20 protein-coding genes are annotated in these 20,491 nt (G+C 65.1%); 1 reads left to right on the forward strand and 19 read right to left on the reverse strand.

Annotated elements, in window-relative coordinates:
- Window positions 1-100: 100 nt before the first annotated feature.
- From mctP to AB4Z37_RS14885, 4 genes are all read right to left on the reverse strand, one after another.
- Window positions 101-1,582, reverse strand: a complete 1,482-nt coding sequence (gene mctP / locus AB4Z37_RS14870) for a monocarboxylate uptake permease MctP (protein WP_441517501.1) — start codon at window positions 1,580-1,582, stop codon at window positions 101-103.
- On the reverse strand, window positions 1,572-1,769 hold the full coding sequence (locus AB4Z37_RS14875; protein ID WP_441517586.1) for a DUF3311 domain-containing protein: 198 nt from the start codon (window positions 1,767-1,769) through the stop codon (window positions 1,572-1,574). Before AB4Z37_RS14875 ends, mctP begins: the two co-directional genes overlap by 11 nt.
- A 150-nt stretch (window positions 1,770-1,919) precedes the next feature.
- On the reverse strand, window positions 1,920-3,476 hold the full coding sequence (locus tag AB4Z37_RS14880; protein WP_441517502.1) for an acyl-CoA carboxylase subunit beta: 1,557 nt from the start codon (window positions 3,474-3,476) through the stop codon (window positions 1,920-1,922).
- Window positions 3,385-4,377, reverse strand: a complete 993-nt coding sequence (locus AB4Z37_RS14885) for an IclR family transcriptional regulator (RefSeq protein ID WP_441517503.1) — start codon at window positions 4,375-4,377, stop codon at window positions 3,385-3,387. The genes AB4Z37_RS14880 and AB4Z37_RS14885 overlap by 92 nt, the downstream gene beginning before the upstream one ends.
- Before the next feature lie 216 nt (window positions 4,378-4,593).
- Here AB4Z37_RS14885 and AB4Z37_RS14890 point away from each other — a divergent pair, with 216 nt between their 5' ends.
- Entirely contained in the window at window positions 4,594-4,815 is a 222-nt protein-coding gene (locus tag AB4Z37_RS14890; RefSeq protein ID WP_441517504.1) for an acetyl-CoA carboxylase biotin carboxyl carrier protein subunit, read from the forward strand.
- Between the two features lie 328 nt (window positions 4,816-5,143).
- Here the strand turns inward: AB4Z37_RS14890 and AB4Z37_RS14895 are convergent, their stop codons facing one another.
- From AB4Z37_RS14895 to araD, 15 genes are all read right to left on the reverse strand, one after another.
- Window positions 5,144-5,389 carry a hypothetical protein gene (locus tag AB4Z37_RS14895; protein ID WP_441517505.1) on the reverse strand — a complete coding sequence of 82 codons (246 nt, stop codon included), beginning with the start codon at window positions 5,387-5,389 and terminating at the stop codon, window positions 5,144-5,146.
- 105 nt (window positions 5,390-5,494) lie between these two features.
- Complete coding sequence (locus tag AB4Z37_RS14900; protein WP_441517506.1) at window positions 5,495-5,893, reverse strand: hypothetical protein; 399 nt, start codon at window positions 5,891-5,893, stop codon at window positions 5,495-5,497.
- A gap of 29 nt (window positions 5,894-5,922) precedes the next feature.
- Complete coding sequence (locus tag AB4Z37_RS14905) at window positions 5,923-6,153, reverse strand: hypothetical protein (RefSeq protein ID WP_441517507.1); 231 nt, start codon at window positions 6,151-6,153, stop codon at window positions 5,923-5,925.
- Window positions 6,154-6,207: 54 nt separating this feature from the next.
- Window positions 6,208-6,759: an ankyrin repeat domain-containing protein gene (locus tag AB4Z37_RS14910; protein ID WP_441517508.1), complete on the reverse strand. Its 552-nt coding sequence runs from the start codon at window positions 6,757-6,759 to the stop codon at window positions 6,208-6,210.
- 91 nt (window positions 6,760-6,850) lie between these two features.
- On the reverse strand, window positions 6,851-8,383 hold the full coding sequence (locus tag AB4Z37_RS14915) for an AMP-binding protein (RefSeq protein WP_441517509.1): 1,533 nt from the start codon (window positions 8,381-8,383) through the stop codon (window positions 6,851-6,853).
- Between the two features lie 12 nt (window positions 8,384-8,395).
- Window positions 8,396-9,568, reverse strand: a complete 1,173-nt coding sequence (locus tag AB4Z37_RS14920; RefSeq protein ID WP_441517510.1) for an acetyl-CoA acetyltransferase — start codon at window positions 9,566-9,568, stop codon at window positions 8,396-8,398.
- A 468-nt stretch (window positions 9,569-10,036) separates the two neighbouring features.
- Window positions 10,037-10,900 carry a sugar phosphate isomerase/epimerase family protein gene (locus AB4Z37_RS14925; RefSeq protein ID WP_441517511.1) on the reverse strand — a complete coding sequence of 288 codons (864 nt, stop codon included), beginning with the start codon at window positions 10,898-10,900 and terminating at the stop codon, window positions 10,037-10,039.
- A gap of 1 nt (window position 10,901) precedes the next feature.
- Complete coding sequence (locus AB4Z37_RS14930; RefSeq protein WP_441517512.1) at window positions 10,902-12,092, reverse strand: dihydrodipicolinate synthase family protein; 1,191 nt, start codon at window positions 12,090-12,092, stop codon at window positions 10,902-10,904.
- 11 nt (window positions 12,093-12,103) lie between these two features.
- Window positions 12,104-13,255, reverse strand: a complete 1,152-nt coding sequence (locus tag AB4Z37_RS14935; protein WP_441517513.1) for a Gfo/Idh/MocA family protein — start codon at window positions 13,253-13,255, stop codon at window positions 12,104-12,106.
- A 3-nt stretch (window positions 13,256-13,258) separates the two neighbouring features.
- On the reverse strand, window positions 13,259-14,659 hold the full coding sequence (locus AB4Z37_RS14940; protein WP_441517514.1) for a hypothetical protein: 1,401 nt from the start codon (window positions 14,657-14,659) through the stop codon (window positions 13,259-13,261).
- A 75-nt stretch (window positions 14,660-14,734) separates the two neighbouring features.
- Complete coding sequence (locus AB4Z37_RS14945) at window positions 14,735-15,565, reverse strand: ABC transporter ATP-binding protein (RefSeq protein ID WP_441517515.1); 831 nt, start codon at window positions 15,563-15,565, stop codon at window positions 14,735-14,737.
- Between the two features lie 21 nt (window positions 15,566-15,586).
- Complete coding sequence (locus tag AB4Z37_RS14950; RefSeq protein WP_441517516.1) at window positions 15,587-16,585, reverse strand: ABC transporter substrate-binding protein; 999 nt, start codon at window positions 16,583-16,585, stop codon at window positions 15,587-15,589.
- Window positions 16,586-16,657: 72 nt separating this feature from the next.
- A complete protein-coding gene (locus AB4Z37_RS14955; protein ID WP_441517517.1) occupies window positions 16,658-17,467 on the reverse strand; it encodes an ABC transporter permease in 810 nt (269 codons plus the stop codon).
- 153 nt (window positions 17,468-17,620) lie between these two features.
- Window positions 17,621-18,328 carry a TetR/AcrR family transcriptional regulator gene (locus AB4Z37_RS14960; RefSeq protein ID WP_441517518.1) on the reverse strand — a complete coding sequence of 236 codons (708 nt, stop codon included), beginning with the start codon at window positions 18,326-18,328 and terminating at the stop codon, window positions 17,621-17,623.
- 132 nt (window positions 18,329-18,460) lie between these two features.
- Window positions 18,461-20,203 (reverse strand): L-arabinonate dehydratase, encoded by a 1,743-nt coding sequence (gene araD, locus AB4Z37_RS14965; protein ID WP_441517519.1) that lies wholly within the window; start codon window positions 20,201-20,203, stop codon window positions 18,461-18,463.
- Between the last annotated feature and the right edge of the window lie 288 nt (window positions 20,204-20,491).

A 20,491-nucleotide genomic window follows, 5' to 3' on the forward strand; every position in this document is an offset into this window, starting at 1 on the left:
TACGACCGGGATAAACGCGAATGGCCGGGACGAGCCCGGCCATCACGTATTCTGCGGACGCGGCCCGCAGGCCGCGTCGACGTCCTGTCGTATGTGACGATCAGCCGGCAGCGACCGCCGGTTTCCGCGCCGGCACCACCAGGTTGACGATCACCGCCACCGCGATGTTGAGCGCGAGCGCCAACAGGCCGGTGTAGAGCGTGATCGCGGTGTCGCCGAGATGCAGTGTGTGCAGCGGCTTCAGCCCGTCGGCAAAGGCAAAATAGGTGCCGCCGAAGAAGCCGACCGCCCAGCCCGCGAGTAGCGCCGGCGCCCGGAACCAGCCCACGAACAGCCCGAACACCAGCGCCGGCAGGGTCTGGATGATCCACATGCCGCCGAGCAGCTGCAGGTCGAGCGCGAACTGGATCGGCAGGAACACGATCGCGGCGAGCGCACCGATCTTCACCACCAGCGACGTGACCTTGGCGACCTGCGCTTCACCCGCCTCGCTCACGTCGGGATTGACGTAGGCCCGCCAGAAGTTGCGGGTGAACAGGTTGGCCGCGCCGATGCTCATCACCGCGGCCGGCACCAGCGCGCCGATCGCGATCGCCGCGAACGCAAAGCCGGCGAACCAGCCCGGGAACAGCGTCTGGAACAGCGCCGGCACCACGTCGTTGTTGGTGGCGACCTGCAAATGCGCCGCGATGCCCATGTAGCCGAGCAGCGCCAGCAGGCCGAGCAGCAAGGTGTAGGCCGGCAGCAGGATGGCGTTCTTGCGGATGGTGTTGGCACCATTGCTGGCGAAGATGCCGGTCAGCGTGTGTGGATACATGAACGCCGCCAGCGCCGAGCCGAGGGCCAGCGTGGCGTAGGCCACGTACTGGTTGCTGCCGAGCAGGATGCTGCCCGCGCCCTTGGCCTTGAACGCGGCGTCAGCCGCCTCGAACACGGCCGCATAGCCGCCGAGCTTGGACGGAATCAGCGCCACCGCGGCGATCACCGCGATGTAGATCATGATGTCCTTGACGAACGCGATCAGTGCCGGCGCGCGCAGCCCCGACGAGTAGGTGTAGAACGCGAGCACCAGGAACGCGATGATCAGCGGCGCCTCGCCGGTCAGGCCCAGCGCCTTGATGACGGTCGACATGCCGATCAGCTGCAGCGCGATGTAGGGCATGGTGGCGATGACGCCGGTGATCGCCACCGCAAGTTCGAGCGCCTTCGAGCCATACTGGCCGCGCACGACGTCGCCGGCCGTGATGTAGTTGTGCTTCTTGGCGACGTCCCACAGCTTCGGCATCACCGCGAACACGAAGGGATAGACGATAATCGTGTAAGGCAGCGCGAAGAAACCGTAGGCGCCGGCCGCATAGACCACCGCAGGCACCGCGATGACGGTATACGCCGTGTAGAAATCACCGCCGATCAGGAACCAGGTGATCCAGGTGCCGAAGCTGCGGCCACCGAGCCCCCACTCGTCGATGCGGGCGAGGGTTTCCGGCCGCCGCCACTTGGCGGCCACGAAGCCCATGATGGTGACGACGATGAAGAAGAAAATGAAAACGCCGAGCGCGACGGGATCGATATCAGTCTTCATGTTTCACTCCCCGGTAGGCGAGCCAGATCAGGAGTGAGGTGATGGGCACCCAGGCGAGCTGGTACCAGTAGAAGAACGGAAAGCCGAGCAGCACCGGGTCGTGAACGTTGTAGAACGGGACCCAGAGCAGTCCGACATAGGGAAGCACCAGCAGCCACAGCCACCGGTTTTGCGTGCGTGTTTTCATGGCGATCCGGCCTTGCGTCGATTTGTCGCTCAAAAAATGACCGGATGTGGATAGCCAGACCGCGCCAGCGGGTAAAGCGCGCCGTTCGTCGAACGGGCGGTGCATGAGCGAAGGTCAGCCATGCGCCGAACGCACGTGCAGCGCCGAAAATCAGGGCCGAACCGCCATCGTCACCGGCCCGGGCGTGCGCACCGGCTCTGCGAGGCGGGCGAAATCACATAGCAGTGATCGGGTCTTCCGCGGATCCACGATCTCCTCGACCCAGAACTTTTCAGCCGTGCGGAACGGCGAGCGCAGCTTGTTGAGTCGCGCCTCGATCTCGGCAAGCTTGGCCCGCGGATCGTCGGCGTCATCGATCTCGGCGCGATAGGCCGCCTCGATGCCGCCTTCGAGCGGCAGCGATCCCCAATAGCCCGATGGCCAGGCGTAGCGCAGCGACAGCCGGCCCGCCGGCTGGTTGGCGGCCCCCGCAACACCGAACGCATTGCGGATGATCACCGTGCACCACGGCGTCTTCGTCTGGTTCATCGCCGCCATGGTGCGCACGCCATGCCGAATGGTAGCCGCACGCTCCGCCTCGAGCCCGATCAGGAAGCCCGGGCAGTCGGCGAGATAGACCACCGGCAGATGGAAGGTTTCGGCGAGATCGACGAAGCGCACGATCTTCTGGCAGGCGTCCGCAGTCCAGGCGCCGGCATAGTGATAGGGATCGCTCGCCATCAGCGCCACCGCGCGGCCATCGAGCCGGGCGAGGCCCGTGATGATCGAACGCCCGAAATTCTGGCCCATCTCGAAGAACGAGCCGCGGTCGACCACGCTGTCGATGATCGGCCGCATCTTGTAGACCTGCCGGCGATTGCGCGGCACCGCTTTCAACAGGCTGTCGTCGGCGCGCTCGGGATCGTCGTCGCAGGGAAGCGTTGGCGGCAGCTCATGGACCGACGACGGCAGATAGGACAGAAAACGCCGCGCGCAGGCGAACGCCTCCTCTTCCGTATCCACCGCATGATCGACGGCACCGCTGCGGGTCTGGATCTCCCAGCCGCCCAGCTCCTGCTTGTCGAGCTTTTCGCCGAGCCGCGCCACCACGGGCGGACCCGCCACGAACATCGCCGAGGCCTTGGTCATCACTGAGTAGTGGCTGGAGGCGAGCCGCGCCGCGCCGAGGCCAGCCACCGATCCGAGCCCGAGGCCGACCACCGGCACGCGCGAGAGATTGGTGGTGGTGAAGTAGAAGCCCATGGTGCCGCCGATGCCGCCGGGCAGGTTCGCCGCCCCACGGGTCTCGATGGTTTTCACCGAGCCGCCGCCACCGGAGCCCTCGATCACACGGATGATCGGCAGCCGGAAATCCGCCGCCATGGTCTCCGCCATCAGCGGCTTGTGCGGCAGCGAGGCGTCGGCCGAACCGCCGCGCACAGTGAAGTCGTCGCCGACCACCACCACCGCGCGGCCGTCGACCCGCCCCCGGCCGAACACGCAGTTCGCCGGGGTCAGGCTGATCAGGTCGCCGTTGTCATCGTATTCGCCGCTGCCGGCGATGCCGCCGATCTCATGGAAGCTGCCGGCGTCGAGCAGCCTGTCGATCCGCTCGCGGACCGTCAGGCGCCCGCCTTCATGTTGCCGCCTGACTTTCTCGGCGCCGCCCATCTGCTGCGCGAAGGCTTGCCGCCGCGTCAGCTCGTCCAGCTCCGGCTTCCAGTTCATTCCGCATCTCCCTGACGCCGGCGACGATCGATGGCCCCTTTCGGATCGGACGCGCCGATGGAGTCTCCACAAAGGGATTGTCCTCGACGCTGTCGGACATGCCGATCACCGCCCGCGACAGCTTGAGCAATTCCGGCGCGACTTCGACACGCATGCGCGCCTCGTCATACATGCCGGCCAGCAGACCGACCGTGATCACCAGATAGTCGCGGTATTGCGGTGACCAGATCGGCACGGAGATGCCGTTGATGTGCGGGTTCCACAGCCCGCACGAGATGACGTAGCCGTTGTCGCGCAGCGAGCGGCGGTTGGCCTCGATGCGAGGCTGCAGCAGCTTGGCCTCCTGCGGAATCTCGCGCTCCATGTCGGCCATCAGCGCCGCATAAGCGTCGGGATGCAGCGCCGCAGTGTAGGCATGGCCCGCCGCGGTGCGCGCGATCTCGATCCGGCTGCCGGTGGTCGACTGCAGGCCGACAGCGTCATAGGCGCGGGCGTATTCGAGATAGACCATGTGGAACCGATCCGGCGCGACGAGGCCGATGGTGCCGGGAATGCGTTCCGCCACTTCCTGCATCCGCATCCGCACCAGCGCGCGGAAGCGCAGCCCGCGCATCATCTGCGAGCCCATGGCGACGGCGCCCGGCCCGAGCCGGTACTTCTGGTCCTGCGGCAGGTAGACCAGCTGCCCCATGCGGGTCAGCGTGTGGGTGAGCCGCGAAACCGTGGAGCGCGGCAGCCGGCAGCGGTTGGCGATCTCGAGATTGCCGAGCCGGGCCTCATAGCCCTCGAAGCAGCGCATCACGTCGAACGCACGCGACACCACCTGGATCACATCGTTTTCCACGGTGCCATCAACAGCGACATTGCCGTGCCGGCCCAGGCGTTCGGATCGACGTCCCATCAGGCAGCCCCCCACACGCGCGTGACCAGATGGGCGTTCCCGAGACTTGCTGGATGTCGCATGCTCACTCCCTCTTAATTTCGCTGTGCGGAATGAAATTCCACTTGTGCGATACGCTACCTCAGGCAATCTCGGGCGACAACCGGCAAAGGCGCTGGAGCAGCAAACTTGCGTAGCGTGTGTGCGCAAGACAGCCATGTGGCTCAGGGAGGTGACGTGGGAGACATCAAGATCACGACAGAAGTCGCAGGCCGCATCTGCGATTTGCTGATGAAAGCCGGCGAAAGCGTCGCAGAAGGCGACGACATCGCGCTGGTGGAAGCCATGAAAATGGAAATCCCCGTCGCGGCGACGGCGGCCGGCACGATCAAGTCGGTGCTCGTCGGCATCGACGACATGGTCGCCGAGGGACAAACGATTGCAATCGTTGAGACTTAGCAGGGATGACGTGCTCCGTCAGCGCACGAACCAGATCGGAATCAAATCCGGACTTTCAAACATCCGTTTGAAACAGTAAAATGCCTGTGTTCCCCTGTCATGCCCGGCTAGCGCCACAGCTGTCCGGTTCAGCGTGTCCCGCAGAGGAGCCGTCGTCTGAGATACGCGGCGCCTCGATATTTTTTGCGTCATCACCGGGCCGGCGCGCAGCGCCGTGACCCGGTGATCCAGCTTAAAAGCTCATGAAAAACCGCGAACAAGCTGGATGCGCGGGTCAAGCCCGCGCATGACGCCGTGAGTATGGCTCGCGCGCGCCGTGCTGCAAGCCTTACAACTTGACAAGCTGAACCGCTTGACCTTTTTCACGTTCCCAAGCGCGCGCGAATTCCAAGACCTCTTCCACCGTCTCATCTGGGTGGAACGAAATCGTGATGAAGCGACTTGGATCTGAACCATCACCGACGACAAGCTCGTCTATGATGTCGTCGACTTTACTCGCGGCGCGTTGACAGAACCAGCCCGTCTTGAATTCGCACACCAACCGTCCCGCCGATTTTCGCTCTGCAATAGCCATCTTCTTGACTGAGCTACTGCGGCAGCGACTTCGGCGAAGTGATCGCAAAATCCAACTCAGAGCGCATCGACAACTCCGGCCGCGCCGCCAGCTGCAGATCGCCCCTCACTCAGGAAACTCATCTAGCGAGACCAACAATTCCACCGCCGCTCCGATGTTTTCCGGATCAAGATACTGATGGCCCCGCCCCGTAAAAACCAGCGCATTGATCAGCGCCACATATTTTTTTTGGGCATCTCGTGAAGTAAGCTGCACAAGGACACAATCATCGGTCGTTTCGATATCCGAAGCAGTAGAACGCCTGAATATGACATCGATCAAACCGTCGAAGAACTTCACATCCTCAAGTTCGCTAATTCGAAACTCAGCCTTCGCGTCAGCCTCATCTCCCAAACCGACACATTCGATCCGCTTCGACAACAACTGAAGTTGTGTTCGATCAGAGGCAACAGCAACTTGCATCCGCCCGTCATCTTCGGCCAGTTTGACGATCCTGGTCACCATTCCGGCAGGCTCCTTCGGCTCAGTGCCCCTCACACGTCGCGACTGACGAGCACTAAATCATCTTCTGGCTGCGCGTAGTGGATCAGGCCAAATTTCGGAAACGCAACAACAACGCCCCGCCCGAGATAGCTCCATTGGGCTTTAGGATACTCCAGCGAGTATTCATCGGCATCAATATTGCACACAACAACGCCTTCGGATGCGTCGCCTAATCTGACCAAATCTCCCAATCGAACCTGCTCGCCGGAAGAGTATTTCACAAACGTCCTCCGCATGTGGCAACCAAGCCTTTACGCAGCTCAGTCAGCCCCGCGCTATACACTCGAGAGCCCTCGAGCTATCGTCAGAGCCAGGATTTGATCATAGGTCATATTGTAGGAGGTGACGGCTGCGGGATCTGCACCAGCCTGAATGAGATAGGCGTTGACGTCGGGAAAGTTTCCGCCGACTGCCGACCAATGCAGCGGGTTCGTCGCATGATCATCGGCAGCGCGAACATGCGCACCATGCTCGACGAAGAAGCGAACAATATCTAATTTGCCACCTCGTGCCGCGATCATCAGCGGGGTCATGCCCGTCGTGTCCGGCAGATCGACGTTCGCACCAGCCGCGTGGAGAGCCGTAACAATCTCAACTGATTGATCAGCTGCTTTGTGGACCGCATTCTGCCCAAAATCAGGATCGCGCATATTGGGATCAGCGCCAAACTGAAGAAGCGTTCTTACAAATTCGACATTTCCAATCAATGACGCCCAATGGATGGGCGCTCCTCTGGCGCAGATGTAGTTCAAGTCCATGCCCGGTCGAAGCAGGCGGCCGAAGGCTTCCCGATCCTGTTCAATAATCGCGCTAATGAGGGCGTCCATTGATCGCCTCTACTTATGGAGCAACAACGACACGGCGAGGCCGGCGAACTGGTACGATAAGATGCTCGCAAAACTCATCGGGAGCGGCCGATTAGCTCGGCCGTGCCGCCAGTTCGCGCAGCGCGGTCTTCAGCACCTTGCCGTAGTTGTTCTTCGGCAACTCGGCGAGCGCGACATAGCTCTTCGGCCGCTTGAAGCGGGCGATGTTGGCGAGGCAGTGGGCATCGAGCGCCGCAGTGTCCAACGTCGCGCCCGGCGCGAGCACGAGATAGGCGACGACATTCTCGCCCCACTCCGGATCGGGCACGCCGATCACCGAGACCTCTGCCACCGACGGATGCGCCAGCAGCACCTCCTCGACCTCGCGCGGATAGATGTTGGTGCCGCCGGAGATGATGACGTCCTTGGAGCGGTCCGACAGGGTGAGGAAGCCGTCGGCGTCGAGCCGGCCGACATCACCGGTGCGCAGCCAGCCATTGACCAGCGTCTCGGCCGTGGCCTTCGGATTGTTCCAGTAGCCAAGCATTACCGGCGGGCCCTTGACCTCGATCTCGCCGACCGCATCCGACGGCAACGCCTCGCCGTCCGCCCCGGTGATGCGCACACGCACCGCGCTGTGCGCGGCGCCGACCGAGCGAAGCCGATCGAGATAGCGCGGGTGATCCGTCTCGCCATGACATGACCGCGACAGCGCCGTGATGGTCATCGGCGACTCGCCCTGGCCGTAGATCTGCACGAAGCGCTGGCCCAGCACCGCCATCGCCTCCTTGATGTCCTCAAGGTACATCGGGCCGCCGCCGTAGACGACGGTCTTGATGCCCTCCCCGGTCTCGCCGCGCGCGCGTGCAGCCGCGACCAGGCGCTTGACCATGGTGGGGGCCGCGAACATCGACACCGATTTGAGTTCGCGCGCGAGCGTCAGCACCTCGTCGGCATCGAACCCGCCGGATACCGGCACCACATGCCGGCAGCCGCGACGGACATGAATGAAATTGTAGAGGCCGGCGCCATGGGACATCGGCGCGGCATAGAGCGCCGCGTCTTCCGGATGAACCTCGTCGACGTCGGCGAGGTAGCACAGCGACGCCGACAGCAGGTTGCCGTTGCTCAGCATCACGCCCTTCGGACGCCCGGTGGTGCCCGAGGTGTAGAACAGCCAGGCGAGATCGTCGATCTCACGTGCCACCGGCGGCGCGAATGACAGGGATTGGCGCAACGCCGTGTAGGCCGCGCTGCCGACCGTGATCAGCGGCAGGCCCGCGGGCAGATCGGCTCGTGCGGCCTCCAGCAGCGGCGCGGTGTCGGCATCGACAAAAGCGAGCTTCGCCTGCGCGTTGCTGCAGATCCATGCCGCCTCGCGCGCGTGCAGCTTGGCGTTGATCGGGATGGCTACCGCGCCTGCCCACCAGATGCCATAGAGGCATTCGAGATAGTCGGTCGAATTGAACAGGAACAGCGCTACACGGTCGCCGGGCGCAAGCCCCTGCGCGGCGAGGTTGGCGGCGATCGCCGCCGCGCGCCGCGCGAAGGTAGCATAGTCGGCCTCGACCTTGGTCCCGCCGAGCAAAGCGGGAGCGGCCGGCACCAGCCGGGCGCTCGCCGCCAGCCACTCCGCGATGTTCATGTCAGCGCCCTGTCAGCGCGATGGCTCGAGGATCGAGACGTAGTTGGCGACCGCCGCGCCGCCCATGTTGAAGATGCCGCCGAGCTTGGGGCTCTTGAGCTGCATGCCCTCCGGCGCCTCGCCGGTAAGCTGCATCGCGGACATCACATGCATCGACACGCCGGTGGCGCCGATGGGATGGCCTTTGGCCTTGAGGCCACCGGAGGCGTTCACCGGCAGCTTGCCGCCGATGTAGGTCCAGCCTTCCTTGATGGCGCGCGCGCCCTGCCCCTTTGGCACGAGGCCCATCGCCTCGTACTCGATCAGCTCGGCGATGGTGAAGCAGTCGTGGGTCTCGACGAAGGACAGGTCCGACAGCGTGATGCCGGCCGCCTCCAGCGCCCGTCCCCACGCCACCGAGCAACCCTCGAAATCGACAATGTTGCGCTTGGACAGCGGCAGGAAGTCCTGCGCATGGGCAACGGCGCGGATCGCGACCGAGCGGCGCATGCCCTTCGCGGTTTCAGCGTCGGTCAGCACCAGCGCCGCGGCGCCGTCGGACACCAGCGAGCAATCGGTGCGCTTCAAGGGACCGGCGACGAACGGGTTCTTCTCGCCCTCCGAGCGGCAGTACTCGAAGCCGAGATCCTTGCGCATCTGGGCATAGGGATTGGCGACGCCGTTCTTGTGGTTCTTCGCCGCGATGAGCGCCAGCGCGTCGGACTGGTCGCCATAGCGCTGGAAATACTGCTCGGCGATCTTGCCGAACACGCCGGCGAAGCCGCCCTTGGTCTCGCCGTCCTCCGGCAGGTAGGAGGCGCGCAACAGGTTGCGGCCGATCTCCGGCCCCGGGGTCTTGGTCATCTGCTCGACGCCAACCACCAGCACCACCTTGGCCGCGCCGGAGCGGATGGTCTTGATCGCCTGATGCACAGCGGCCGAGCCGGTGGCGCAGGCGTTCTCGACCCGCACCGCCGGCTTGAAGCGCAGCGCCGGATCGGCCTGCAGCACCAGCGACACGGTGAAGTCCTGGGGCGAGAAGCCGGCATTGAAGTGGCCGAGCACGATCTCGTCGACATCGCCTGGTCCAACGCCAGCGTCCGCCAGCGCCTCCGTCGCCACGCGCACGATGAGGCTCTCGACGGTTTCGGCCTCGAGCTTGCCGAACGGCGTATGCGCCCAGCCAACGATCGATGCTGCTGTCATGATTGGTCTCCCGACATCCGTTGTTATCGGACCGGATCGGCCGGCCCGCGCGGCATTGTGCACCGCAGTCGGCCGACTTAACCATTGTCGCCGGGGGACATCAATATCGGCGGGGGAACTGGCAGGCATGCCGGCTGGGTAGTCGACGGCGGTATCGGGGACGCGGCCGAGACTGTTCCTCAGTCTGGCTGGAAAAGGCGTCAAGCCGTCTTGGAAGATGACGCTTGCCATTTTCTCTGTCGTGGCCGGGCTCGTCCCGGCAAGTCGGATATATCCGACTTGCGCTCTTTTTAGAACGCAACTCGGCATAGCCGAGTTGCTATGCACCGCGCTTAGGGACGCAGTGCCTTCCTTGCCGGGGTCGCCGGGACGAGGCCCGGCGACGACAAACACTAGGGTTGGTGGACAAAGGCAAAGCGCCCGGCGAGCTGGCGGGCTCACCGGGCGCCGTTGTCATCCAGCCACGGTCTACACCACCGTGCGATGCCGCTCGATGCACGTCCGCAGCACCTCGTCCATCGGCTTCGCCCACCAGTCGTGGGAGAAGATCTCGATCTCCGAGTAGCCGTCGAAGCCCTCCGCCTCGACCGCCGCGCGCAGCGAGGGAATGTCGATGGCGCCATCGCCCATCATGCCGCGATCGTTGAGGATATCCTTGGTCGGCACCATCCAATCGCAGACATGAAACGCATGCAGGCGCTTCTTGCCGGCACGCTTGATCTGCGCCATCACCTCCGGATCCCACCAGATGTGATAGACATCGAGCGCGACGCCGAGCATGCCCGACGTCTCCGGATCGAGCCGGTCGCAGATGTCGAGCGCATGCTTCGTGGTGTTGACGCAGGCGCGGTCGGCCGCATAGGCCGGATGCAGCGGCTCGATCGACAGTGGCAGGCCGACCGAACGCGCATACTCCAGCATCTCGGCGATGGCGTCCTCGACCTGTTGCCGGGCGCCGGCGATGTCCTTCGACGGCGCGCTGCCAGGCCGCGAATACTGCGGCAGGCCGCCGACCACCAGCACGATGCAGGGCGCCCCCAGCGCCTTGGCCTCGTCGACGGCACGGCGGTTGTCGTCGCGCATCGCCTGGCGATGGGCGTCGTCAGCCGGGAACATGCCGCCGCGGCAGTAACCTGACAGGTCAAGGCCGGCGTCACGCACCGCCTTCACCGCGCGCTCGAGCCCGACCGCCGCGACCTGGTCGCGCCAGGGATCGATGGCGCGGATGCCCATGCGGGCGCAGGCGTCGACGATCTCGACGAGATTGCCCTGCTGGCGGACCGTCGCCGTATTCAGCGACAACCACCGGTGATCCCTCGAAAAGTCGCGCATGTCAGCTATCGATGCCCCGTGTTGCCAGCACCGCCTTCATGCGGGCGGTCGCGCGCGCCGGATCGGCGAACAGACCGGCCTTGTCGGCGAGCCGGAAAATCTCGGCGAGATGCACGGTCGAGCGCGTGCTCTCCTGCCCGCCGATCATGGTGAAGTGGTCCTGATGGCCGTTGAGATAGGCCATGAACACGACGCCGGTCTTGTAGAACCGGGTCGGCGCCTTGAAGATGTGGCGTGACAGCGGCACCGTCGGCCCCAGCACGTCGTGGAACGTGGCGAGATCACCGGCCGCAAGGCGTGACACCGCATAGGAGGCCGCCGGCGCGATGGCATCGAAGATGCCGAGCAGCGCATGCGAGAACCCCTGCGCGTCGCCGGCGATCAGCTCGGCGTAGTTGAAGTCGTCGCCGGTGTACATCTTGACGCGCTTGTCGAGGCGGCGGCGCATGTCGATCTCGCGCTGCTTGTCGAGCAGCGAGATCTTGACGCCGTCGACCTTGGCCGCGTTGGCGTTGATGATGCCGACCGCGGTGTCCATCGCCGCGTCGAGGTCGTTGGTGCCCCAATAACCCGTCAGCGCCGGATCGAACATGTCACCGAGCCAGTGAATGATGACGGGCTCGCGCACCTGCGACAGGATCCGGTCGTACACCTCGACATAATCGTCGGCGTTGCGGCCGATGCGGGCGAGCGCCCGCGACGCCATCAGGATGATGCGGCCGCCCGCGGCCTCGACCGCGCCGACCTGCTCCTCATAGGCGCGGATGACGTCGTCGATCGACTTCGCGTCCTCCGGCGCGAGATGGTCGGTGCCGGCGCCGGACGCGACCAGCGCGCCGCGCGGCTTGGCGGCGGCAACCGAACGCCGGATCAGCTCCAGCGACGTCGGCCAGTCCAGCCCCATGCCGCGCTGGGCGGTGTCCATCGCTTCGGCAACGCCGAGGCCAAGGTCCCAGACATGCTCGCGGAACGCGATGGTACGGTCCCAGTCGATCGCCGCCGTCAGCCAGGGATCGACATCGGCGCGCGGATCGGCGACGACATGGGCCGCCGAGTATACCACGCGGTTCAGCGAGCCTTCGAGGCGCGCGGGAAACGCCCGCGGCGACGACGGGTGGTAGGTCTCCAGCGTGCCATCGGCCCGCGGCAGTTGCAGCGAGAGCCCCGTCACCGAGGCCGCATGCTTGTTCATGGCTTCCTCCCTCAGGCCTTGATTGCGGGCACGTCCACCCAGCGGCGCTCGCGCCAGCTCTGCAGCGCGCACTCGACGAGCTGCACGCCCTTGGCGCCTTCGAGCAGCGTGTACTTGTAGGGCGCGCCGTCGCAGACGTGGCGGATGAACATCTCCCACTGCTCCTTGAAGCCGTTGTCATAGACGGCGTTGTCGGGCACTCGCTGCCAGTCGGCGTAGAAGTCGTGGGTGCGCTTCTCGTCCGGATTCCACACCGGCCGCGGCGTCGCCTGGCGCGCCTGGATCATGCACTCGGTGAGGCCCGCCACCGCCGAGCCGTTGGTACCGTCGACCTGGAAGGTGACGAGGTCGTCACGATAGACACGCGTCACCCAGGACATGTTGATGTGGGCGATGACGCCGCCCTTGAGGCGGAAGGTGGCGTAGGCGGAATCGTCCGCGGTCGCCTTGTACTTCTTGCCCTGCTCGTCCCAGCGCTCGGGAATGTCGGTGGTGCCGAAGCAGGTCAGGCTCTCGATCTCGCCGAACAGGTTGTCGAGCACGTAGCGCCAGTGGCAGATCATGTCGAGGATGATGCCGCCGCCGTCCTCGGCGCGATAGTTCCACGACGGCCGCTGGGCGTCCTGCCAGTCGCCTTCGAACACCCAGTAGCCGAACTCGCCGCGCACCGACAGCATGCGGCCGAAGAAGCCGGAATCGCGGAGCATGCGCAGCTTCTTGAGGCCGGGCAGGAACAGCTTGTCCTGCACGGTGCCGTGCTTGACGCCCTTGGCGTTGGCGAGCTTCACCACCCGAATCGCTTCCTCGAAATTGGTCGCGATCGGCTTCTCGCAATAGATGTGCTTGCCGGCGTCGATCGCCTTGGCGAGCAGGCCTGGGCGCGCCTGGGTCGTGGCGGCGTCAAAGAAGATGGTGTCGTTGGGATCGGCCAGCGCACGGTCGAGATCGGTCGTCCAGCGCTCGACCTTGAGCGACTTCGCCAGCCGCTCGATCTTGTCGGCGTTGCGGCCAACCAGGATCGGATCGGGCACCACGCGATCGCCGTTGCCGACCACCACGCCGCCCTGCTCGCGGATCGCAAGGATCGAGCGGACCAGATGCTGGTTGAGGCCCATGCGGCCGGTCACGCCATTCATGATCACGCCAAGACGCTGTGTCGCCATAACTCAATGCTCCTGAAGATTTCTGTCGTGTGTGGGATCGCGAAGAGATGAAAGGGATGAGAAGTCCGGGTGCGTGCCGGACGCAAAGCCACGCTGGTGCAACGAGGCGACCGACAGCGCACCCGTCCCGGTCGCGAGGCGAATGCCATCAGCACCATCGGCATAGAGATCGGGATGCGCGCGAAGGAACGCGCCCGCCTCCCGCGACGGCGCATCGCCGAAGCCGGCGGCATAATGATGGCCGTTGCGCTCGGCATGCGCGAGACCGAGCAGCGCGCCGAGCGCGAGGTCCTGCTGTACGCCGAGCCCGGCCTGGCAGGTCAGGTCCTCGCCGGTGACGAAGAACGCGGGCCCCTCGGCGTTCCAGCGCGCGGCACGAGCCGAATTCAGGATCGACTTGTAGAGGCCCTTGCAGGATTTCGACGACACGCCGCGATAGCCCAGCGCCTTTGCCGCGACGAATGCGCCGTAGGAATCGTCGGCTTCGTCGATGATGACATTGCGCCGCGCCAGGCCGCCGAGCGGCGTCTGCGCCGTGATGTCGCGCGGCATCGGCTGCTCGAGATAGAGCAGCCGCTGTGCGATCGGCGCCAGCGCCGCATCGTTGTCGAGACGTTCCATCAGCGCGGTGAGCGCGGCCAGATCGGCATACTGCTCGTTGGCGTCGAGCGTCACGCGAATGTCGCTGCCGACCGCATCGAATTCGCGACCGATGGCGGCGAGCCGCACGGCATCGACGTCCGGCTGACCGCCGAGCTTGAGCTTGAAGAAGCGCGTGCCGCCGTCAGCCGCGATCGCACCAATGCCGCGCGGCCCCTGCAGTTCGTCATCGAGGCCGACCGTGTGGCGGATCGCCACCGCATCGCTCGGCGTCCGGGCGGCCAGAAAGCCTGTGATCTCGTCCACCGTCAGGTCGGGCGTCAGACGGGCATCCAGCCCCGCGACATTGCCGGCCATCGCGGCGAAAAAGTCCGTCCCCAGCGCCCGCAACAGCGCATCGAGGATCGCCTTGTCGATTTCCGCCGGCCCGAACGCCGCCGCCAGCGGCGGGATATTCTCTCGCGTGCAGCGGGCCAGCTGTGCGCCGATCCGGCCCGCATGCCATCCGAACGCGGTGTCGTCACCATCGGCCGCAAGATAGAGCTCGCGCGCGATCGCGAGCGACCGACGCAACTCATCGACCGTCGCGGCCGGCGAGAGCTGCGGCCGCTTGTCGAACCATTTCGGCATCATCATTTCGGCGCTGGCGCCGACAGCCACGCCTTGGCCCCCGACCACGATCTCCACCCGCACGAACGCCTGCGGGGCGGCATCGACCGTCACCGCGCCGAAGCGGAACGGTTTCGCGAACCGCACCTGTCGCTCGAACAGGGCAATGTCGCGCACGGCCAGTCGTGGGGTCATCTTTTGCGGTGCTCATCTGCCGCGCGTCACGGTCCAGCCGGACCGGATGGGCGGTCGTTACGTTCATGCGCCCGTTCAGTCGAGCGCGCCCTCAGCGAGGAAGTGCCCTCGGATCTTCTGGGTCAGCGCGATGAACCGGGAATCCGCCATGATATCGAGCGTGCGCGGCCGCGGCAGCGGCACGTCGTAGATTGCCGCGATCGCACCGGGGCGCTCGGTCATCACCAGCACGCGATCGGCGAGGAACACCGCCTCGGGAATCGAATGGGTGATCAGCAGCACCGTCTTGCGCGTCTCGCTCTGGATGCGCTGCAACTCGACGTTCATGCGCTCGCGCGTCATGGCGTCGAGGGCGCCGAACGGCTCGTCCATCAGCATGATCTTGGGATCATGCACCAGCGCGCGGCAGATCGAGGCGCGCTGCTGCATGCCGCCCGACAGCTGCCAGGGCAGCTTCTTCTCGAAGCCTTCCAGGCCGACCATCTTCAGCAGTTCCTTGGCGCGCGGCAGGTACTTGTCGCGCGGCAACCGCTTCATATCGATCGGCAGCATGACGTTGCCGAGGACGGTGCGCCACGGCAGCAGCAGCGCGTTCTGGAATACGATGCCGACATTGCCATGCGGCTGCACCACCTTCTCGCCGTCCACCAGCACCTCGCCGGTGGTCGGCGGCAACAGCCCCGAGATCAGCTTGAGCAGCGTGGACTTGCCACAGCCCGACGGCCCCACCACGACGAAGAACTCGCCGTCGTTGATGTGGAAGTCGAGCGGGCGCAGCGACGGCACGTCGCCGTCGCGGCTGCGATAGGTTTTGGAAACACCGGAAATCCGGATTCCCGACGTTCCCCGCATCTCCGGCTGCACCAGATAGGGACGAGACTGAACCTTGGACGTGGTCGCGTTCATGATGTCGTGCAGAGCCTCAAATCACGGCGTCTTCGGCGGCAGATAGTCGTTGGTGTAGAAAGCCTGCGGGTTCTCCAGCGCCTTGGAGTCCAGCCCGCCATACTCGACCATCAGGCTGACCGACTCGGTCATGTTGCGGTCGGAGACACGGAACGGCCGCTCGCCCTTGGTCTCCGGCGTGCGGTAGAGAGGGATGGTCAGCTCGAAGCCCTGCGTCAGCGTCTCGATCTTGCCGCCCTTCGGATTGGCGTTGAGGATCGACTGTGCCGCGGCCTTGGGGTCCTTCTCGGCGGCTTCCACGGCCTTGGTGGTGGCGGCCATGAAGCGCTTCACGATGTCGGCGTTCTGCTTGACATAGTCGGTGTTGGCGATGATCCCGGACGAGATCATGTTGATGCCGTAGTCGGCGAACTTGATCGGGTAGACGTCCTTGCCGGTGGCGTCCTTGATCTTCATCGACTGGTCCATGACATAGCCCAGCAGCAGATCGGCCTGGCCGTTGATGACCGCGTTGAGCTTGGTCTGGCCGTCACCGGCGACCGTCTTGAAATCGGCTTCCTTGAGGCCGGTGCGCTTGAGGAACAGCGGCCAGATCTGGGTCATGGAATCGGCCGGCGTGATCGCCACCGTCTTGCCCTTGATGTCCTCCGGCTTGCGGATGTTCTTGTCGGCAAAACCCATCACCGACATCGGGCTGGTCTGCAGCAGCACGCCGGTGGCGATGACCGGAGCGCCCTTGATCGCCGCGCGCATCATGGTCGGCACATCGACGTAGCCGAAATTGGCGGTCTTTGCCGCCACCGCCTGGGTGGTCGCCGCCGAGCCGCGGCCTTCCTGGATGTCGAGGTCGATGCCTTCGGCAGCGAAGATGCCCTTCTCCTTGCCATAGTAGAACGGCGCATGCTCGCCATAGACGTACCAGTTCAGCATCAGCACGACCTTGTCGGCCGCGGCCGCCGGCGTGATGGCCGACAGGCCTGCCCACGCGCATACGGTGATCGTCGCGATCAGCTTTTTCATTGCTTCTCCTCCAGTTCGTCGCAGCCTTGAACCCGCTGCTTGTTGCTTGGTGCGTGTCTTGCCCGCCTCGCCTCAGGCGGCGATGACGAGGTCGTTGCGCTGGCTGACGTGCCAGGGGATCACGAAGCGCTCGATACGGTCGACCAGCCAGAACAATATCACGCCCATCAGCGCGAGGATCACGAGCGCCGCGAACATGGTCGGCAGGTCGAACGTGCCGATCGAGCGCTGCAGCACATAACCGATGCCGGAATTGGCGCCGACAAATTCGCCGACCACCGCGCCGACGACGGCAAGCGTCACCGACACCTTCAAACCGGAAAAGATCGCGGGCATCGCATGCGGCAGGTTGACGGCGCGGAAGACATGGAAACGGCTGCCCTGCATGGCGCGGGCGAGATCCACCATGTCGGGATCGACCGACTTGAAGCCCTGCACCGCCGACACCACCACCGGGAAGAAGCCGAGCAGGAAGGCCGAGATGATCTTCGGGAAAATGCCGAACCCGAACCACACCACGAACAGCGGCGCGATCGCGACCTTGGGGATCGACTGCGAGAACACCAGCAGTGGATAGACGTAGCTCTCGACCGTCTTGGAGCCGGCGATCAGCATCGCGACGGGGATGCCGAACAGCGCCGACAGCACGAAACCCCAGAGGGTCGCATAAGTCGTCGGCCACGCCTGCGCCAGCAGCTCGGGCCAGGACTCCCACAGCACCACGACGACGTCACGGGGCGCCGGGATCTGGTAGGCAGGAATATGGAACAGGCGGATCGACAGGTCCCAGGCCAGCACCAGGAACGCCAGGAACAGAAACGGCCGCACCCACGCGCTGCGCAGCAGCGCGGCGATGCCGCGTCGGCCCTTGCGGTCGTCCATCTGCGTTCTCCCAACGTCGCGCCGTTTCGTCGGCAACAATTTAACTCGTTGGATAAATACTACGCCGCCTTGGCCGAATGTCAAATGACAGGCTCGCGTCGCAAGGCCGCAGGCCCCGGCGTCGCCGCAGATGCATCGGAAAGTCGAGGAAAATCAGGCGGTCGTGGTCGCCAGCGACCGCGCCTTGGTGGCTTTCTTCTTGCCGGGCTGGGCGGCAGGCTTGCCGGTCAGCGCGGCCAGCACAAGGCCCACGACATGCGCAAGCCGCTCGTCCTTGGCCTCCGGCGACAGCAGATTGCGACCGAAGATGACGCTCAAGGTCGCACTGTTGGACAGGTAGAAGAAACACAGCGCGGCGATCGAGATGTAGAGCTGCACCGGATCCATCGCGACCTGGAAATCGCCGCTCGCGACGCCGCGCGAGACCACCGTGCGGATCATCTCGACGAACGGCGAGTGCATCGACTTGACCTTGGTCGAGCGTTTGAGATGCGCGGCGCGCTCGAGGTTCTCGGTGTTGAGCAGCGCCAGGAACTCGGGATTGCGGATGAAGTAGCTCCAGGTGAAGCTGATCAGCCGCTCGATCGCCTCGGGCGGATCGAGGTGCTCGAGGTTCAGCTCGCGCTCCTCCGCGCGGATGTCCTCATAGGCGCCCTCGAGGACCGTGAGGTAGAGATCCTCCTTGTTGCCGACGTGATAGTACAGCATCCGCTTGTTGGCGCCGGCTTCGGCCGCGATGCGGTCGACGCGGGCGCCGGCCAGGCCATAGGCCGAGAATTCACGCTTGGCCGCCGCCAGAATCCGCAGCCGCATCCCTTCAGGGTCGCGCTGCCATTTCGCGGGGCGGTTGGCTTTGGCCAAGTGAGACGTCCTCTGCGAGCGATTGAGTCACCGATGACATCTAGCATGAGGCGATCGGCTTGAGAACGTCCAGCAGACCGCGCCCCGCGCCGCCGTGAGGCTGTGCAGGCGGTGCGAACGGCACCGGCGCGGCTAGTGAATCTCGGGCTCCGGTGTCGGCGCCTGCTCCGATGGGATTTCGAGAAAATCAAAATCGCAGCCCTTGTCGGCCTGGCTGACGTGCTTGAGGTACAAAAGCCCGTAGCCGCGCTCGAACTTCGGCGGCGGCGGAACCCATGCCGCCTTGCGGGCGGCGAGCTCGGCGGCGGAGATCAGCACGTTGAGTTTGCGCGCGGCGACATCGAGCTCGATGCGGTCGCCGTCCCGCACCAGCGCCAGCGGGCCGCCGACCGCGGCTTCCGGCGTGACATGCAGCACGCAGGCGCCGTAGCTGGTACCGCTCATGCGCGCGTCGGAGATCCGCACCATGTCGCGCACGCCCTGCTCCAGAAGCTTCTTCGGGATCGGCAGCTGCCCCCATTCCGGCATGCCGGGGGCGCCATGAGGACCTGCGTTCTGCAGCACGATCACGCAGTCCGCGTCGATGTCGAGCGCAGGATCGTCGATGCGCCTCGCCATGTCGTTGTAATTCGTGAACACCACCGCCCGTCCGACATGGCGGTGCAGCCGCGCCTCCGCCGCCGGCGGCTTGATCACCGCGCCGTCGGGAGCGAGGTTGCCGCGCAGCACGGCAAGGCCGTCGCATGGCACCAGCGGCCGGTCACGACCGCGAATCACATCGTCGTTGAAGACTTCGGCACCCGCGATGTTTTCGCCGAGCGTCCGGCCATTGACGGTGCGCTCGCCGCCGGCAATCAGGTCGCCGAGCTGGACCAGCAGCGCGCGCAGGCCGCCGGCGTAATAGAAATCCTCCATCAGGTACTTGCCCGACGGCCGCAGATTGGCGAGCACCGGCACACGGCGCGCCAGCTCGTCGAAGCGATCGCTGGTGAGCGCGATGCCGGCGCGCCGCGCCAGCGCGATCAGGTGAACGATCGCGTTGGTCGATCCCGACAGCGCCAGCACCGTGGTGATGGCGTTGTCGAACGCGCGCGGGGTAAGGATGTCGCGCGGGGTAAGGTCCTCCCAGATCATGTCGACGATGCGCCGGCCGGACAACGCCGCCATCTGGCCATGGCGGGAATCGGACGCCGGAATCGACGCCGCGCCGGGCAGCGTCAGCCCCAGCGCCTCGGCGGCGCTCGTCATGGTCGAGGCCGTGCCCATGGTCATGCAGTGGCCGGCGGAGCGCGCGATGCCGTCCTCGACGCCCTGCCAGTCGGCCGGCGTGATCTTGCCGGCGCGCAGGTCCGCCCAGTATTTCCAGGTGTCGGAGCCGCTGCCGAGCGTCACGCCGTTCCAGTTGCCGCGCAGCATCGGCCCCGCCGGCACGAAGATCGCCGGCAGATTCATCGAGATCGCGCCCATGATCAGCGCCGGCGTGGTCTTGTCGCAGCCGCCCATCAGCACCGCACCATCAGCCGGGTACGATCGCAGCAGCTCCTCGGTCTCCATCGCGAGAAGGTTGCGGTAGAGCATGGTGGTCGGCTTCTGGAACGGCTCGGACAGGCTGATCGCCGGCATCTCGACTGGGAAGCCGCCCGCCTGCCAGATGCCGCGCTTCACCTCCTCCACCCGCTGCTTGAAATGGCTGTGGCAGGGGTTGATGTCGCTCCAGGTGTTGATGATCGCCACCACCGGCTTTCCGGCGTATTCGGAGCGGTGATAGCCCATCTGTGCGGTGCGGGAGCGGTGCCCGAACGAGCGCATGTCCTGCACGCCGTACCAACGGTGGCTGCGCAGCTGCTCGGGCGTCTTGCGGGGCTTGCTTGTCATGGCGCGGACCATCCAGGTAGGTTCAGCCTGCCTAGCGCAGGCCAGATGCTGCAGCAAGGCGAGGGAGCAGCGCCCTGCCCTTGATCGCCGAGCCGCTCCGCCCGCGACGGTAGAGTCGAAAGCCTGCAACCATTGGTTTAGGCATCAAGGAGAAGTGATCTCGTGGCTCGGATGGCGCGTCAGATTGGCTGGGGTTTGTTGCTTAACGTAAGCAACATTCAGAAATACCAAAAACGCATTACATTTTTGCAAGAAACGACGTTCGCCATTTCGTATTGCAACGCAATC

This window comes from Bradyrhizobium sp. 2TAF24, assembly GCF_052115025.1.
GTDB lineage: Bacteria > Pseudomonadota > Alphaproteobacteria > Rhizobiales > Xanthobacteraceae > Bradyrhizobium_A.

Bases quoted from the DNA above. Each gene is read 5' to 3' on its own strand.
- AB4Z37_RS14925 (WP_441517511.1), bottom strand. From the start codon at position 10,900: ATGCGCGACTTTTCGAGGGATCACCGGTGGTTGTCGCTGAATACGGCG.
- AB4Z37_RS14915 (WP_441517509.1), bottom strand. From the start codon at position 8,383: ATGAACATCGCGGAGTGGCTGGCGGCGAGCGCCCGGCTGGTGCCGGCC.
- AB4Z37_RS14880 (WP_441517502.1), bottom strand. From the start codon at position 3,476: ATGAACTGGAAGCCGGAGCTGGACGAGCTGACGCGGCGGCAAGCCTTC.
- araD (WP_441517519.1), bottom strand. From the start codon at position 20,203: ATGACAAGCAAGCCCCGCAAGACGCCCGAGCAGCTGCGCAGCCACCGT.
- AB4Z37_RS14875 (WP_441517586.1), bottom strand. From the start codon at position 1,769: ATGAAAACACGCACGCAAAACCGGTGGCTGTGGCTGCTGGTGCTTCCC.
- AB4Z37_RS14910 (WP_441517508.1), bottom strand. From the start codon at position 6,759: ATGGACGCCCTCATTAGCGCGATTATTGAACAGGATCGGGAAGCCTTC.
- AB4Z37_RS14940 (WP_441517514.1), bottom strand. From the start codon at position 14,659: ATGACCCCACGACTGGCCGTGCGCGACATTGCCCTGTTCGAGCGACAG.
- AB4Z37_RS14900 (WP_441517506.1), bottom strand. From the start codon at position 5,893: ATGGTGACCAGGATCGTCAAACTGGCCGAAGATGACGGGCGGATGCAA.
- mctP (WP_441517501.1), bottom strand. From the start codon at position 1,582: ATGAAGACTGATATCGATCCCGTCGCGCTCGGCGTTTTCATTTTCTTC.
- AB4Z37_RS14920 (WP_441517510.1), bottom strand. From the start codon at position 9,568: ATGACAGCAGCATCGATCGTTGGCTGGGCGCATACGCCGTTCGGCAAG.
- AB4Z37_RS14895 (WP_441517505.1), bottom strand. From the start codon at position 5,389: ATGGCTATTGCAGAGCGAAAATCGGCGGGACGGTTGGTGTGCGAATTC.
- AB4Z37_RS14885 (WP_441517503.1), bottom strand. From the start codon at position 4,377: ATGGGACGTCGATCCGAACGCCTGGGCCGGCACGGCAATGTCGCTGTT.
- AB4Z37_RS14955 (WP_441517517.1), bottom strand. From the start codon at position 17,467: ATGGACGACCGCAAGGGCCGACGCGGCATCGCCGCGCTGCTGCGCAGC.
- AB4Z37_RS14930 (WP_441517512.1), bottom strand. From the start codon at position 12,092: ATGAACAAGCATGCGGCCTCGGTGACGGGGCTCTCGCTGCAACTGCCG.
- AB4Z37_RS14945 (WP_441517515.1), bottom strand. From the start codon at position 15,565: ATGAACGCGACCACGTCCAAGGTTCAGTCTCGTCCCTATCTGGTGCAG.
- AB4Z37_RS14950 (WP_441517516.1), bottom strand. From the start codon at position 16,585: ATGAAAAAGCTGATCGCGACGATCACCGTATGCGCGTGGGCAGGCCTG.
- AB4Z37_RS14935 (WP_441517513.1), bottom strand. From the start codon at position 13,255: ATGGCGACACAGCGTCTTGGCGTGATCATGAATGGCGTGACCGGCCGC.